Here is a 15,670-nt window from a genome sequence, read left to right as displayed (position 1 = left end):
TGTGATGAGAACAACCGCGTTTACTCAACGCGGCTGAGGTAGTGAGAAATAAACCAGTTCGGTGTGGCTCATGCCTTCAACTGCTGCATGCCTTCGGCAAGCATCCAGAGCGCCCGATTCAACTTCAGATTCTGATCGATCCCCTGCACTGCCCGAGTACGCTGCTGGCGTCCGTTGGCGGCGCGCCCAGAGAGTCCACCTTTGATGAAGTTTTCCTGCACCCGATTAAAGGTCGACCAGAGGTCGGCCTTGCGCTCTTCATAGCGCCTGGGCATGAGTAGCTGACTTTCCGTGACAGGTGCTGGCTTGCCCGGATTGTCATATTTGAGTGCCAAGGCAGAACGGGCAAAGAGTTCTTGCTCGCCCTCCTCCAGCTTGATTGCGCGCATGGCCTCGCGCGATGCATGCACCTGCTCAAAACCTTTGAGAACCTCATAGGCACCTTCGATGACCTGGTCTGTGATATCGCCCTTGTGTGGTACGCGGACATCGGCAAAGGTATCGCCGCAAACCAGACCGTTATGGCAAACGAAGCGGAACATGCCGGCAAGCATTTGATAGCTGCTGGAGCCATCATGTGAGTTGAGGAGAATAATTTCATTTGCCTCCGAACCGTTGATCTGGCTGGCATGGCGAAGGCGTATGAGATGTTTGGTATGGTCGCGACGGTCTTCATTGCGGACCCGCGTTTGGCACACCATAAAGGGCTCAAAACCCTCCTTACGAAGTTCCGACAGCACGATGGCGGTCGGGATGTAGCTGTAGCGCTCGGAGCGACTTGCATGCGGAGATTCCGCAAAGATGGATGGGACAACGGCACGGATTTGATCATTCGATAAAGGGTGATCAGAACGCAATACCGGTGCTCTGGATGAGAAGCGAGATGCGAGGGACATGGTGATTCTCCAGAATCAGAATCGCAGTGCATCTCGCCTACGCGAGAAGCCGACTGCTAGGAGTGAATGTGCGAATTGCCCACAACCACACGCGGTAGTTGCGGGCTGTAGTGCGAGAAAGAACAAGCCCCTGAGGCGAGGTCTTGCGGGTAGGGTCAGAACGAGTCTGCCATTGCTGGCTCAGCGTTCTGGGGAATATCAGGAAAGACCTGCTGACCATCAACCTTGATCAGACCGATGTGGATCAGCGTGGATTTAAGGCTTGCGGCAGGTTCACCGGCGCGCTCGCCCTTATTGCGGATGTACGGATCAATCTTCATGTCGTTGAGACGGAAGCTGATCAATACTTTGCTTTCAGCCTCGATTGCCTGTACGCATTGACGCACCAGAACTTGAGCATCCGTCGCCGCAACGATAGTGTCGAAGTAGCGATATTCGGGTTCATCGACTGGCCCCGCCAATGCACCGATGGAGCAAGACAGGAACGCATCGCTGGTGTTGGGCTTTACTTCTTTGGGCCGGTTCAAATAGCCAATGCCCCGGGTAACCAGCTCATGCTGCTCGATCTGCGCAAGCTCAGCGTGATCGATCAGTTCGACCTTCAGTAGGCGACCTTTGAGTGAGGCTGCCGCTTCACCTTTGCGTTCGCCATTGGGACGGATATAGGCATCGCCCCACAGATCGCCAATACGAAAGCGAACCAATGGGCGTTGGTGTTGATCATCAACGCCAACATAGCCGGCGACGATTTTTTTGGCTTCGGCACCGGAGACCTTCAGGTCAAAATAGCGCTTTTGAGGGTTCTGGACAGAGCCTACGAGCGCAGCGATGGTGCATGCAAGGAATGGCTCAGCACGGCGGCCACCTCGTACAGGAACTTCCCGGACACGTTGCAGGTAGCCGATGCCCGAGGTGTGAATATCGAAATAGGACTTCTCGTTGGACGAGGTTTTCATGGTGAATCTCCATTTGGAATAGAAGCGGAGACACACCAGCCCCATGCTGCGGGGAAAGTGCGTAACCCCGCGATGGGTTGAAAAAGCTAAAGCATCCGCCACCGAACAGGCCGGTGGTCGCTCGCAGATGGATGCGGTGCGAGCTGGGTGATCAACGTGATGGAACCGCGCCGTAGCCTTGAAGATCGTGGCTACCTGGGATGCTGCTGACGGCTGTCAGCTGGGCATGAGGTCATCATGGCCGGGGTTTGTGCGTGAGGCAGCAAGTAATCGGCATCCGGGCGCTCCCCTTTCCCTTTCCTGCTGGCATGAAAAAGCCCCTCGGTTGAGGGGCTGAGGATCAGGCTTCGTAGACAAAACAATGTGTGCGCTGTCCTGGAAAGAAAACGTGTTTCCAGCTGTCGCCGCTGGTGTTCCCGCCGTCGAAAAACAGCATTTCATAGCGGTCGATGTCGGTGTCCATCAGGGTAAGCATCGCGTCATGTGTGACGATGTAGCGCATGTGTAGCTTGCCCCTGTCGCGCTCGAACACCAGGGTCTGGCCGGTGGCATCATCCTAGCACATGGCATTGACACAGGCCCCGAGTTGATCCTTGAAGTCCTGGTCGGGAGTAATGAGATTCTGGAACATGCATTGCTCCTTTTTTGAAAGTGAACCAGCCCATCTCCCTGACGGGGGCGGACTGGCGTGGAGGGGGTAAGGGCTGGGAGAACAAACCGGTTGATCAGGGCGTAGGGGAAATCGCTTTCAACGACAGATGTGTCAACGTGGCTGACAGTTCCAGGTCATCCAGACTTATTCATGATGTGTGCAAACACACTCTCGGTAGGGTCGAAGTATTCACCAAAATCATCGCCACCCAGCTCTTCACGAGCCAGCTCCCACCAATCATCAAATGCATCGGTATCGGGGTTGCAGCCGACGGCATAGGCCATCACTGCCTGACGACCGCTGGGCAGGCACCCGCCCTGCTCTGCCAACCAGTACACACCATGATCTTTCACCAGGGTGATGCGGCATTGATTGGCAACAGCCTCGGTCAGAGCCTTTGAAACGTAAAGACATGAGCTTTCTCCATTATGAAAGGAAGTGCCCCCGCAGCCGGCGATGAGCCGCCGACCATGGGGTCGTGGGGTATGAACATGTTCGCTACTTGAGCGTCTGGAATGCGATCAGGCTACTTTCTGGCCGCGAGCAGTCTTGTGTACCGTGCGGATCTGGATGCAGCGCCATGAGCCGTCATCGATCAGCTCAGCCAGGGTTTCCCCAAGCATGTCGAAATAAACATCATCTCGGCGCTCTACCCGTTCACCGTTGTGTTGCCACTCCACGGAATAGGTGTCGTCCCCGCGCATATAGATCACGCTGATACGGCCAGTGAATTTGGCCGTTTCAACCGTGAAACTCACTGATGGCGGCGTCCGAATAATGTCACTGGGTTTGGGATCAACAAGGGTGACGTCTCGTGCCTGTGCATCGACCAGCATATGAGTAATCCGCCGATGCCCATCAGGGGCTGGCATTTCCTCCAATTGCTCGATGAGCTGCTGCAACTCCAGACATCGCGGTTGAACAACCGGCAGTTTGGCCGGTGCAGCGCCAAGGATCACGCGCTGTAGGGTGTATTGAGTGCCGTCGGCCCTGTGTTCGATGACATCTTCAGGTGTATCGGCACGCAGACCGTCGAAGCGCCGGCGTGCATACGGCGACACTTCGACCCTAGCACCCTCCAGAGGAACTTCATTTACGAGCGTACGATCCAATACCGCAAACCTCGTACGGCAGGTTTTGATTACGATGGCGTCATCGGTGATGGCAATGACTTTACCCTCAAAAGGCTGAGGGTCGAGGTGAAAGCCCAGAGTGGTCTCTAGCGGTCTCCCGTCGTAGATGTTGAACTGGAAGGACCGTGCGTTACTCGGTACATGACCGGCAACCAGGGTGGGCATTTGTTGACGAATGGCTTGATGATCCATGATGAACTCCGAGAAAACGGAACCCTTCACCCCCCACAGGGATGAAAGATCCCTTGAGGTAGAATGGACGTTGAACGTCCGGATAGGAGGTCAGCCAGCGAACCTGGGGTACGCCGCAGTCTTGATGGCCTTGACTGCCTGGGATGCTGCCGGCTACGCCAGCGAACATGCTTCGAGGATGTCGCCGTGACGCGATGTCGTCTGCCATGAAACAGATGTGGCACTTATCCGTTCTGGTCACCGCAAACCAAAAGAAACCCCTTGATAGGGGCGAATGAGCAAGTCTACGTTGCGTAAACCGGCAATCCATCCAGCACTGGCGCGTCCGCATCGAACATCAGGATACGCACATCGGCATTGGCTGCTAATTGAAGAATATGTGCCAAATCTCCCGGTATACCTTTGGACAGATGTTCCTGCTGCAGTTGATCGGCAGTGATGCCTTCTACCTGCTGCAGGTTCTCGTCTGTCCAGGGTGTGGCGATCAGCTTGACGCCGACGACCGGGCTGTACGGCACTCGGAATGCAACGAACAGAAGTCCGGGTGGCGTGTCAATATCCACCCATTCGCACAAGTACCGCATCGACTCCTCGATAATGTGACCTGTGCTGATTTTCCAGGCCCGGCTGAAAAAACCGGTCTCGAAACTCAGTCGGTTCACCACCCGGCGTGCAGCACCCTCAGAGTAAAAGTCTCCTACATGCACAGGCGTGCCATCAAATTCCTGGCCGCTAATGGCGTAGACCACAGAGCGCACGATGCCCTCGGACTTGCATTGGTCTTCCAGAGTATGCGGTACCTTCTGGCCTTCCGTAATGAGGGCGAAGTAGTCGTCAAACACACAAGGAAACTGATTAACCTGATCTTCGGACAGGTGTGCTTGGGTAGGATGCACTGACCGCCAGACGGGTGGGCAATCATCTTCGTGGGTGATGAGCAACTGACGAACGACACGCAGATTCTGATACCTGCGGATAAAAGGGTTGTTGAGTTGAGACATGAGATTTTTCCTACAAGGGATGGGCAAAAGCCAACCCCCTGCTGGAGGTTAGCTCCAGCGGATGAAAAAAGTGGCAATGATATAAATGAAGGAATGCAAGACTCCTGGGTGGAGCACTTTGGGGCGAAATATGAATGTAGCGCAATGCCCCTGTACGGACTTACCAACCGGTGTAGTTCAGCACGAGATCGGAAATAACCTGACGCCGCTGCAGATCCAGGCAGCCAAGGTCGGCCAACCCTTCAAAGCCACAGCGACGTAGCATCGCAGTACCTTCACCTGCGTTGTAGAAGCTGACCATTGCGGCAAGAAACATGCGTTGGCCGCTGCTCATAACGCCGAGCGCGTCATTGAGTTCGTGCATCCCGGGACGCAGATCCCAGATATCAGCAGCGCGGTTCAAGCCTTCGCGAGTGCCGTCGCCGAACCACTGCGCTCCGGCAATCTCGGCACCACGCTTCCAGGCCTGGAAGAATGCGTCCGAAGCACAGGCAAAATGCTGCTCTTCGCGCACTAACAGATCAACGGTTTCTGAGGAGAGAACCTTGTTCATGACATGCTCCTTGATGATGGGTTGCGAGACGGGCCAGCCCCTGTGGGGATGGCAAATCCCGCCAGTGTTGAAGAAAGCTGCATCGACGCCTGGTCGGCGTTCATCCGCAGACTGATGCGTGGCGGACTGGTGAGTCTCAGAGGGATGAGTCCCTGCGCAGCCGAAAGACCCCTGCTGCTGGCATGGCGCTGACAACGTCAGCAACACATACCGGCAGCTTTGCCCAGGCCCCAGGCGGCGTCAGTTGGAAATGAGCATCCGGTTGAACCGGATTTATCGCGCGCATAAAAAATCCCCCGGCATGGCGGAGGCGAAATGGTGAAATGGATTCGGCTCAGAGGCTAATCGATTGGAGTTTTCCGCTCTGTGCATCAATCCAAAGCGGGTGACTCTGCCTTGTGAATGCACTGTGCCAGGCGATGACCCAGCCAAGCACGGCACCGCCATAGAATTACCGATCACCTTGTAGCGCGGCGTGTCGGCCGCAGTCTTGCCACGGTACGGCACCAGCGTCCAGTTGTCGTGCATACTCTGAAGTCGTTCGCGTTCGCCGCTTCAAATTCAAGTAAGAAAGAAGGTAATGAAAACCGGTGCCAAAATGGTCAGAAGAAAGCCACTCACTAACGCCATCGGAACCGCATCAGGTGAGCACGCCTGCTTAATGATCGGCAATGTGGAATCCAGTGCCGTCGCACCTGCACTGCCTATGCTGACCTGGGGGTCATGTCGCCCAATGGCGTAGAGGAGCACGATGGCCAGCAACTCTCGGAACAAATCCGTCATCAGGGCCATCGTGCCGTAGGTTTGTCCCAGGGTGTCGCCAATAAGCACGCTGGAAAGCGTGAACCATCCAAAGCCGCTGGAAAGGGCAAAGGACGTTTTAAGGCTTTCGCCCGTTATCCATGAAGCAACCATCGCGCCAAGCAGCGAGCCGACAACAACGAACGCAGGAACTGCCAGAGTCGAACGAGAGAACCATCGTGCATCCAGGTGCACCCCCCCCTCGGCCACCAGTCGATCTGTGGCACGGTTGGAGAAAGCGTTGGGCACGCGGCTGTTGCAACGAACAACCCGAAAGCTACGATTGAGTGAGAGCGGCCATGAGGTCTATGAACGATGCGTCGACATGGTGAGCGCCGCGCAGGCTGTCATGATGGTATCTGCGCGGTTCAGTCCCGAGCCACAGGGTCGCGTGCGCGTGAGCGTCCCCAAGGCTGTCGGCAGATTTGTCATCCACCCACATATTGCGGAATTCCTGGCCTGCTATCCCAAAGTCGATGTCCAACTGCAACTGAACGACCGTTACGTGGATTTGATCGACGATCAGGTGGATTTGGTGATTCGCATCACAGACCGTCCGTCCCCAGGTTTAATGGGGCGGCGGCTAATCAACATTGATCACATGGTGTGCGCGACTCCCGAGTATCTGGCGAAGAATGGCACGCCAGAGCACCCGCACGATTTGAAGGCGCACAACTGCATTCATTTGGGCGAAGTACCAGGAGATTCACGCTGGAAGTTTCATCAGGGCAGCAAGAACGTGAGCGTCAACGTGCCTAGTCGCTATGCGATCAACCACACTGGTGCCGGATTGGATGCTGTTCTGCATCACCTTGGCATTGGCAGCCTTCCATACTTCACCGCCAGGCATGCATTACAACAGGGGCAGGTCGTGCAGATACTACCTCGACACCAGCTACTGCGGTGAAGCCTGGGTGCTTTACCCGCCGACCCGACATCTACTTCCGAAGCTCAGCGCATTCATTAACTTCATGGCCGAGCGCCTAAGCCAAGAACCTACACTGAAGAAACCGGCCAAGCCCGTTGAGTCAGCGCTCCAGCTTCCACCTTATGAGTCACCCGAAGCGGTCAGGTAAAGAAAAGCAAACCGAGCGGAGGGAGTAATTGTCGGACCAGAAACATCTGTTTGCTTACAATCAAGTGCATCCATTCGCCTCCGGACGCAGCCAATGTGCCGGCGGGTTAAACAGCAAGTGGCGCAATGTATCGAGCATGGCGGGTATCTTCTGTTGGTTCGATTCGCCCTCTCGCAGAACGTCAAACAGCAATCCGGAAATGCAGCTCTGGAATACATCACCGATGAGATCGATATCGAGACTGTCAGCCAGCTCATCGTTGGCCATGGCGTTGATCAGCAGTGTACGTAGCTGCTCAATAAAGCTGCTGCGGATCCGTTGCAAACGCGATTCCACAGGGTCATCACCGGCTACCCGCTCACTTTTATGCAACATGATCCTGGATAGACGGCGCGCTATATCGTCGCTCATGGTTTCTTCCAATGCCTGCCCCAGCCGCTCCCAGCCGGGTGCAAAACTGATTCCCGGCGGCATGGGTCGTTCTAAAGGTAGTGGATGCTCATTCAGCAGGGCTTGCAGCAGACCCTGCTTGCCCTTGAAGTGCCAGTAAATCGCACCTCGGGTGATTCCGGCTTCCAGTGCTATCTCCTCCAGCGTGGCACCAGTGATACCTTCACGGCAGAAGACCTTGGCTGCGGCACTGATGATCTCCAGCCGCGTGCGCGCTGCGTCTTCACTGCTTCTCCTAGCCATGCTTATTGTTACTCGAGTTATTTACCAGCACGAGGCCGATAGCGCGCTCAATTTCCTGCTTACAATTCAGCAACGCCTCACGAATGACCTCAGTCTTGGGTTGAATCCGCGCAGTCGGTGCCACCACCGCCAAGGCAAACAACCCCAGGTAGGTATCCAGTGCAACCGCACAGGAACCGACCCCGTCGACACACTCGTCCATATCACTGCTCACCTTATCAATATGAACACGCTTCAGTTGCTCGAGCAACTGGGACAGATTGAGCGTTTTTGCGGTCAACGCCGGCAATGGCCCGGATAGCAGACTGCGGACACTGGCTTCGGGCATTTCGGCGAGCAGCACCTTGCCGGCGGACGTGGCATAGGCCGGCGCATCGATGCCGATGGGGAATACCACCCGCAACTCCCGCTCGGCAACAATACGATCGATGATGTAGACCTTGTCGCCGGACAATGAACTCAGGCACACCGACTCCTGTAACTGCTCGGACAGGCACTGCAGATAGGAGCGGGTCAGGGAAATGATGTCCGTCTGGGTCTGATGGATCAGTTGCCCCAGGGCCGGCCCAAGCCGCACCCCCCCTCCCGGACCAGCATGTTCCACCAGCCTTTCCTCCGCCAGCGCATTGATGATGCGCTGCACCGTGGACCGCGGCAGATCCACTTGCTGGGCGATAGCTGCCAGGCTCAGGCCCTGCGGGGCCTGGCCCAGGGCACGCATGATCTGCGCCGCCCGGGCAATAACCTGGATACCTCCCTTCCTGGTGTGGTCCGCTTCATGTTGTTGACTCAATTTTGTTTCTCCATAAATGCGGCGATTTTACCCAACCACCATGTCTGGATTGGCACACCGCGCTGCTCCCCTTGATATACCGGAGCTCTGGTGTTTTGGCTACGACCAAATCCGCTTGCAGACACATCGATTTGCAAAAAAGCCTTACACAAAAAAGCATATACCGATACACTGTACCGAATTATAACACATACCGCCTATATCGAATGGAGAAATGCCGGTGAAGTACTCACGATTATTGTGCGTTGCAAAGGTATCCCCTTTGGCAGCGCTGACGCTGTTTCTGGCTGGCTGCGGCCAGCCGACAGACGGACAGTCACAGGCCCAGCGCGCCCCGGAAGTCGGGGTATATACCGTTGAGGCCAAGGCACTGACACTGACCACCGACCTGCCCGGACGTACCAGCGCCTACCGCGTCGCCGAAGTCCGCCCACAGGTCACCGGCATCCTGCAGGAGCGGTTGTTTACCGAAGGCACCGAGGTGGAAAAGGGGCAACAGCTGTATCAGATTGATCCACGTACCTATGAAGCGCAGTTGGCACGTGCCGAAGCCGACCTGAAGACCGCAAAGAATCTGGCCCAGCGCTACAAGCGCCTGCTCAGCACCAATGCGGTCAGCCAACAGCAATACGATGACGCCATGGCCGGCTGGCAACAGGCCCGTACTGCCGTGGAAGTGGCACGTATTGATGTGCAATACACCAAGGTGTTGTCACCGATCTCCGGCCAGGTCGGCCGCTCGGCGGTCACTGAAGGTGCTCTGGTAACCAACGGCCAGGCCCAGGAACTGGCGACCGTGACCCAGCTGGACCCCATCCATGTCGACGTCAGTCAGCCCATCACCAGCCTGTTGGAACTGCAGCGCGCACTGGAGTCCGGGCGCCTGCAATCCAGCGGTGAAAACCAGGCCAGTGTCAGCCTGAGACTGGATGACGGCAGCGTCTACCCCCTGCCCGGTGTGCTGAAATTCTCCGAGGTCATGGTGGACCCGGGCACCGGTTCAGTGACATTGCGTGCCGAGTTTCCCAACCCGGATCGCAAGCTGTTGCCAGGCATGTTCGTGCGCGCCCAGCTACAAGAAGGGATACGGGAAAATGCCATTCTGGTGCCGCAACAGGCGGTATTCCGCGATACCCGCGGTGTGGCCAACGCCTGGGTGGTCAAGCCCGACAATACTGTCGAGCAGCGTGAGCTGGAAACCCTGCGCACCGTCGGTAATGCCTGGTTGATCGGCGACGGCATCAGTGATGGCGAGCGGGTGATCACCGAGGGCCTGCAGTTGGTGCGCAATGGTGTCGAAGTCGCTCCGGTTGCGGCCGGCAATGTCAATCTGGTTGCCGAGTTTGGCCTGCCGGTCATCGCCGAAGCCAACTGAGGAAGAACCCATGCCCCATTTTTTCATTGACCGGCCGATCTTCGCCTGGGTCTTGGCCATCGTATTGATGATCGCCGGTGCCCTGTCGTTGAAAACCTTGCCGATCAGCCAGTACCCCAATATCGCCGCTCCGGCGGTAAGTATCAGCGTCACCTACCCCGGCGCCTCAGCGGAAACCGTGCAGGACACCGTGGTGCAGGTCATTGAGCAGCAGCTCAGTGGTCTGGATGGCTTCCGCTATATGTCCTCCAGCAGCAACTCCGACGGCAGCGCCGAGATCATCGTGACCTTCGAACAGGGCACCGACTCGGACATTGCCCAGGTGCAGGTGCAGAACAAGCTGCAACTGGCCACTCCTAAACTACCCGAGGAGGTTCAGCGTCAGGGCATCCGGGTGGTCAAGTATCAGGTCAACTTCATGCAGATCATCAGTCTGATTGATGAGAGCGGGCGCATGGATAACTTCGACCTGGGCAACTACATCGCCTCGAACTTGCAGGACCCGATCTCGCGTATCGAAGGCGTCGGTGACTTCATGCTGCTCGGCTCGCAGAATGCCATGCGCATCTGGCTGGACCCGACCAAGCTCAACAGTTATCAATTGACGCCAGGCGATGTGGCCCAGGCCATCCGTGAACAGAACGTGCAGGTTTCTTCTGGCCAGCTCGGGGGCCTGCCCGCGCATTCCAACGTACAGCTCAATGCCACGGTGATCGGCAGTACCCGCCTGAGCACGGCTGACGAGTTCCGCGAGATTCTCATCAAGGTCAACCAGGATGGCTCCCAGGTCCGCGTCAAGGATGTAGCCGAGGTCGGTCTGGGCTCTGATAACTACTCCATCTCTGCCAGCTACAATGGTCTGCCCACGGCCGGCCTCGCCGTACGCCTGGCGCCCGGCGGCAACCTGCTGGAAACGGTCGACAACGTCCGCACCGTGCTGGACCAGCAGGAAGCCTTTCTGCCCGATGGCGTGAAGATCGTCTACCCCTACGACACCACACCCGTAGTGGAGGCATCGATCAGCTCGGTGGTACATACCATCATCGAGGCCATCGTGCTGGTGTTCCTGGTGATGTACCTGTTCCTGCAGAGTTTCCGCGCCACATTGATTCCGACCCTGGCCGTGCCGGTGGTCTTGCTCGGCACCTTCGCCCTGCTGCCGCTGTTCGGCCTGAATATCAACGTGCTGACCATGTACGCCATGGTACTGGCCATCGGTTTGCTAGTGGATGACGCCATCGTGGTGGTGGAAAACGTTGAACGCCTGATGCATGAGGAAGGGCTATCGCCGCTGGAAGCGACGCGCAAATCCATGCACCAGATCAAGGGGGCGCTGGTCGGTATCGGCATGGTGCTGTCGGCGGTGTTCATTCCGATGGCGTTCTTTGGCGGTTCCGCCGGCATCATCTATCGCCAGTTTGCCGCCACCATCGTGATCGCCATGAGTCTGTCGGTGCTGACGGCGCTGATCTTCACCCCAGCGTTGTGCGCCACCTTCCTCAAAGCACCCAAGCCCGGCGCGCATCAGGAGAAGAAAGGCTTCTTTGGCTGGTTCAACCGTATCTTCGATCGGGGCACCCAGCGCTTCGAGCGCGGTGTCGGCGGCATGCTGCATCGGCGCGGTCGCTACCTACTGGTGTTTCTGCTGATCGTCGGCGGCACCGGCTGGCTATACACCCAGATACCCGGTGCCTTCCTGCCTGACGAGGACCAGAGCCTGCTGATGGTGGAAGTACGCATGCCGGCCAACACCTCTGCCGAACGTACCGAAGCAGTGTTGACCGAAGTGCGCGACTATCTGCTGGAGGAAGAGGCTGATATCGTCAATTCAGCAATGACCGTCAATGGCTTCAACTTCGCCGGACGTGGTCAGAACTCCGGGGCCGGCTTCATTATGCTCAAGGATTGGTCAGAACGCAGCGAACCCGGTCAGGACGTCTTCAGCCTCACCCAACGTACCCAGGAACGATTCGCCCAGATCAAGGACGGTCAGGTATTGGTCTTCCCACCACCGGCGATCCTGGAAATGGGTAACGCCATGGGCTTCAACTTCTTTTTGCAGGACAACAGTGGCCTGGGGCACAACCAACTGATGGCCGCCCGGGATCAATTCCTGATGCTGGCCAACCAGGACCCGGTGCTGATGGCAGTACGCCCCAACGGCAAGGATGACGAGCCGCAGTTCCGCGTCAATATCGACCGCGAGAAGGCCCGCGCTCACTCACTGAGCATCGCCGCAATCAACGAAACCATGTCCGCCGCCTGGGGGTCGATGTACGTCAACGACTTCAACGACCAGGGCCGGGTAAAACGGGTCTATCTGCAAGGCAATATGGACTCGCGCCTGGCCCCCGAGGACTTCGACAAATGGTACGTGCGTAACCAACAAGGCGAGATGATCCCGTTTGCTTCCTTCGCCACCGGCCAGTGGACCTACGGCTCGCCGAAGATGGAACGCTACAACGGCATTTCCTCGGTGGAAATCCTCGGCCAACCGGCACCTGGCTACAGCACCGGCGATGCCATGCTGGCCATCGAGCGGATCATGCAGGAACTGCCACCGAGTATCGGCCTTGCCTATACCGGCCTGTCCTATGAGGAAATCCAGACCGGCGGCCAGGCACCTATGCTCTACGCGCTGACCGTGCTGATCGTGTTCCTGTGTCTGGCCGCGCTGTATGAAAGCTGGTCGGTCCCGGTCGCGGTGATTCTGGTCGTGCCGCTGGGCATCATTGGCGCGGTATCGGCCACATTGATGCGTGACCTGACCTCCGATGTGTACTTCCAGATCGGCCTGATGACCACCATCGGCCTGACCGCAAAGAACGCCATCCTGATTGTCGAGTTCGCCAAGGACTTGTATGAAAACCAGGGCCGCAGCTTGATTCAGGCCGCGATCGAAGCCTCTCGGCTGCGCCTGCGTCCGATCCTGATGACCTCACTGGCCTTCACTTGCGGGGTATTGCCCATGGCATTGGCCTCCGGTGCCGGCCAGGGCAGTCAGCATTCGATCGCCACTGGCGTGGTCGGCGGGATGATCACCGCCACGGTGCTGGTGGTGTTCTTCGTACCGCTGTTCTTCGTGCTGGTGGTCAAGTTGTTTGAAGGCAAGAAAGGCAAAGCTGCTGTGGAAGATGCCAACGCAGAAGAAGAGCGCGCAGCAGGAGACAACGCATGAAAATCCGCTATCTGACTCTGGCTGTCGCCCTCGGTTTGTCCGGCTGCAGTCTGATCCCTGAGTACCAGCAACCGGCCTCGCCGGTAGCCGATGCCTGGCCGCAAGGCGCAGCCTATGCCGGAGCGGAGCCCACCGCAGCTGGTGCGCTGCCGCTGGATCGGCGAGCGTTCTTCCAGAACCCGCAGTTGCAGCAACTGATCGACCTGGCGCTGGAAAACAACCGCGACCTGCGCCAGGCCGCGTTGAATGTCGAGGCCTACCGGGCACTGTATCGCATCCAGCGCTCCGAACTGCTGCCCAGCATCGGCGTGGATGGCAGCGGCAACCGGCAACGGCTACCCAGTGACCTGTCTCCCACTGGCGAGTCCGGCATCAACAGCCAGTACGGCGTCGGCCTCGGCACCAGTGCCTGGGAACTGGACTTCTTCGGGCGGATACGCAGCCTTCAAGGCGCCGCTCTGGAACGTTATCTGGCTACCGAAGAGGCCCAACGCAGCGTGCAGATTGCGCTGGTCAGCGACGTGGCCAATGCCTGGCTGGCGTGGAATACCGACCACGCCCTGCTGGAGCTGACCCAGGCCACGCTGGACAGCTACCGCGAGAGCCTGGAGATGGTCGAAGCCAGCCATGCCGGTGGCATTGCCTCGGCACTGGATGTACGTCAGGCCCGCAGTCTGGTGGAACAGGCCCGGGTACAACTGGCGCTGTATACGCGCCAACTGGCCGAAGACCACAACGCCCTGCAGTTGCTGATGGGCACCCGCATCCCGTCGGAGTTGCTGCTCGGCACCGAGCTGGATGCGCCGTTGCTGGCCGACCTGCCCGCAGGCCTGCCGGCGGATGTAATGCAGCAACGGCCGGACATCCGCGCCGCTGAACATCAGCTGCGCGCCGCCAACGCCGATATCGGCGCAGCCCGCGCTGCGTTCTTTCCCAGCATCAGCCTGACCGCCTCCGCCGGTACCGCCAGCGCTGACCTGGATGGCCTGTTCGACGGCGGCTCCGGCACCTGGAGCTTTATTCCGCAGATCAATATTCCCATCTTCACTGCGGGCCGGCTCAGGGCCAATCTGGAGTACAGCGAGATCCAGCGGGATATCAATGTTGCCCAGTATGAACAGAGCATTCAGACCGCCTTCCGTGAAGTGAGTGACGGACTGGCCGCACGAGGCACCTTTGATGAACAGCTGCAGGCGCAGAACGATCTGGTGGTGACCACCAGCGAGTATTACGAGCTGGCCCAGCAACGTTATGACGAGGGCGTCGACAACTACCTCGTGGTGCTCGATGCCCAGCGGGAGCTGTTCGCCTCACAGCAACAGCAACTCGCCTACCGTCTGCAGCAGCTGACCAACGAAGTGGCCCTGTATCGCGCCCTGGGCGGCGGCTGGCAGTCCGCGGAGGCCCCGGCACCACAGACAACCAACAAGGAGACCTGATGAGCAAGCACAATAAACTGACCGCCCTGACCCTGGCAGCACTGGCGAGTACTGCCCTGGTCGTGGCTCCGGTACATGCCGATGACAGCGACAATCACATTTCCGCCTCCGTCGGTGTTACCAGCCAGGGTGAAATGACCTGGCGCGCCGGCCTGTCCCACGACTGGGATAAGCAATGGTGGCAAAGCGACCGGGGCTACCTTACTGGCTACTGGGACACCGCTTACACCTACTGGGAGGGCAGCGAGGCCTCGGGCGCGCACTCCCTGTCGTTCAGCCCAGTGCTGGTTTACCAGTTCAATGGCAACCGTGTGCGTCCCTTTGTCGAGTTCGGTATCGGTGTATCCCTGTTCTCCTCGACCGATGTGGGCGAGCGTGACATGGGCTCGGCCTTCCACTTCGAGGATCGCCTGGGCGCTGGCGTAGTGCTGCCGAGTGGCAGCCGCCTCGGCGTGCGCGCCATCCACTACTCCAACGCCGGAATAAAACAGCCAAACGACGGCATCGAAAGCTATGCGCTGTTCTACAGCCAGGCATTTTGAGCAAACATGAACGGGAAACCCTGCATTAATGATGGGCGATACCTGATGACATAGCCCGAGCCAGGCTGCATTGACAGCCTGGGCATTTAAGAAAAATCAACTTATGAAGAAGCGAGATCGTTATGGCAGATTTAGTAGTAGTTGGCTTTGAAAAACCCGACACCGCAGATCAAGTACTGCAAAAACTGGTCAGCCTGAAACAGGAATACCTGATTGACCTGGAAGATGCAGTAGTGGTGGTACGTGATGAGAATGGCAAGGTCAACCTCAAGCAGAGCATCAACTTGAAGGCGATGGGGGCCTCCTCAGGCTTAGCTTCAGGTAGTCTATTCGGCACCCTGGTCGGTCTGCTATTCCTTAACCCATTGGCCGGTTTCGCCATCGGCGGGG

At 57.8% G+C, this 15,670-nt stretch carries 14 protein-coding genes and 2 pseudogenes; 6 read left to right on the top strand and 10 right to left on the bottom strand.

What is annotated here, in order from left to right:
- Positions 1–68: 68 nt before the first annotated feature.
- The 8 genes and pseudogenes from K787_RS0120595 to K787_RS24025 all read right to left on the bottom strand — a co-directional run bounded on the left by K787_RS0120595 (position 69) and on the right by K787_RS24025 (position 6,379).
- Positions 69–896, bottom strand: a complete 828-nt coding sequence (locus K787_RS0120595; RefSeq protein WP_022964682.1) for a DUF932 domain-containing protein — start codon at positions 894–896, stop codon at positions 69–71.
- Positions 897–1,051: 155 nt separating this feature from the next.
- Positions 1,052–1,852 carry a DUF3577 domain-containing protein gene (locus tag K787_RS24040; protein ID WP_022964681.1) on the bottom strand — a complete coding sequence of 267 codons (801 nt, stop codon included), beginning with the start codon at positions 1,850–1,852 and terminating at the stop codon, positions 1,052–1,054.
- Between the two features lie 340 nt (positions 1,853–2,192).
- Positions 2,193–2,354 carry a uridylate kinase gene (locus tag K787_RS25995; RefSeq protein ID WP_442345785.1) on the bottom strand — a complete coding sequence of 54 codons (162 nt, stop codon included), beginning with the start codon at positions 2,352–2,354 and terminating at the stop codon, positions 2,193–2,195.
- A 223-nt stretch (positions 2,355–2,577) separates the two neighbouring features.
- A pseudogene (locus K787_RS24030) lies at positions 2,578–2,896 on the bottom strand (DUF3085 domain-containing protein).
- 129 nt (positions 2,897–3,025) lie between these two features.
- Positions 3,026–3,829: a hypothetical protein gene (locus tag K787_RS0120575; RefSeq protein WP_022964680.1), complete on the bottom strand. Its 804-nt coding sequence runs from the start codon at positions 3,827–3,829 to the stop codon at positions 3,026–3,028.
- 284 nt (positions 3,830–4,113) lie between these two features.
- Complete coding sequence (locus K787_RS0120565) at positions 4,114–4,830, bottom strand: DUF5983 family protein (protein ID WP_022964678.1); 717 nt, start codon at positions 4,828–4,830, stop codon at positions 4,114–4,116.
- A gap of 160 nt (positions 4,831–4,990) precedes the next feature.
- Complete coding sequence (locus K787_RS0120560; protein ID WP_022964677.1) at positions 4,991–5,383, bottom strand: hypothetical protein; 393 nt, start codon at positions 5,381–5,383, stop codon at positions 4,991–4,993.
- 561 nt (positions 5,384–5,944) lie between these two features.
- Positions 5,945–6,379, bottom strand: coding sequence for a LysO family transporter (locus K787_RS24025; RefSeq protein ID WP_235801967.1), 435 nt, complete (start codon positions 6,377–6,379; stop codon positions 5,945–5,947).
- Between the two features lie 4 nt (positions 6,380–6,383).
- Here K787_RS24025 and K787_RS25650 point away from each other — a divergent pair.
- A pseudogene (locus K787_RS25650) lies at positions 6,384–7,260 on the top strand (LysR family transcriptional regulator); the annotation flags it as partial.
- A 60-nt stretch (positions 7,261–7,320) separates the two neighbouring features.
- Here the strand turns inward: K787_RS25650 and K787_RS24465 are convergent.
- A complete protein-coding gene (locus K787_RS24465; protein WP_022964675.1) occupies positions 7,321–7,953 on the bottom strand; it encodes a TetR family transcriptional regulator in 633 nt (210 codons plus the stop codon).
- Complete coding sequence (locus tag K787_RS24010) at positions 7,946–8,746, bottom strand: IclR family transcriptional regulator (protein ID WP_022964674.1); 801 nt, start codon at positions 8,744–8,746, stop codon at positions 7,946–7,948. The genes K787_RS24465 and K787_RS24010 overlap by 8 nt, the downstream gene beginning before the upstream one ends.
- 214 nt (positions 8,747–8,960) lie before the next feature.
- On the opposite strand from K787_RS24010, the gene K787_RS0120535 reads away from it, so the two are divergent.
- From K787_RS0120535 to K787_RS0120515, 5 genes are all read left to right on the top strand, one after another.
- Positions 8,961–10,121, top strand: coding sequence for an efflux RND transporter periplasmic adaptor subunit (locus K787_RS0120535; RefSeq protein ID WP_052185425.1), 1,161 nt, complete (start codon positions 8,961–8,963; stop codon positions 10,119–10,121).
- A 10-nt stretch (positions 10,122–10,131) separates the two neighbouring features.
- Positions 10,132–13,299: an efflux RND transporter permease subunit gene (locus K787_RS0120530; RefSeq protein ID WP_022964672.1), complete on the top strand. Its 3,168-nt coding sequence runs from the start codon at positions 10,132–10,134 to the stop codon at positions 13,297–13,299.
- Positions 13,296–14,738: an AdeC/AdeK/OprM family multidrug efflux complex outer membrane factor gene (gene adeC, locus K787_RS0120525; protein WP_022964671.1), complete on the top strand. Its 1,443-nt coding sequence runs from the start codon at positions 13,296–13,298 to the stop codon at positions 14,736–14,738. Before K787_RS0120530 ends, adeC begins: the two co-directional genes overlap by 4 nt.
- Positions 14,738–15,280 carry an acyloxyacyl hydrolase gene (locus tag K787_RS0120520; RefSeq protein WP_022964670.1) on the top strand — a complete coding sequence of 181 codons (543 nt, stop codon included), beginning with the start codon at positions 14,738–14,740 and terminating at the stop codon, positions 15,278–15,280. Before adeC ends, K787_RS0120520 begins: the two co-directional genes overlap by 1 nt.
- Positions 15,281–15,402: 122 nt before the next feature.
- A partial coding sequence (locus tag K787_RS0120515; protein WP_022964669.1) for a DUF1269 domain-containing protein occupies positions 15,403–15,670 on the top strand: 268 nt, incomplete at its 3' end.

This window comes from Halopseudomonas pelagia CL-AP6, assembly GCF_000410875.1.
In the GTDB taxonomy this organism is placed as follows: domain Bacteria; phylum Pseudomonadota; class Gammaproteobacteria; order Pseudomonadales; family Pseudomonadaceae; genus Halopseudomonas; species Halopseudomonas pelagia.
The sequence above is the reverse complement of the archived record's forward strand: the minus strand, read 5'-3'. Positions and strand labels throughout refer to the sequence as shown.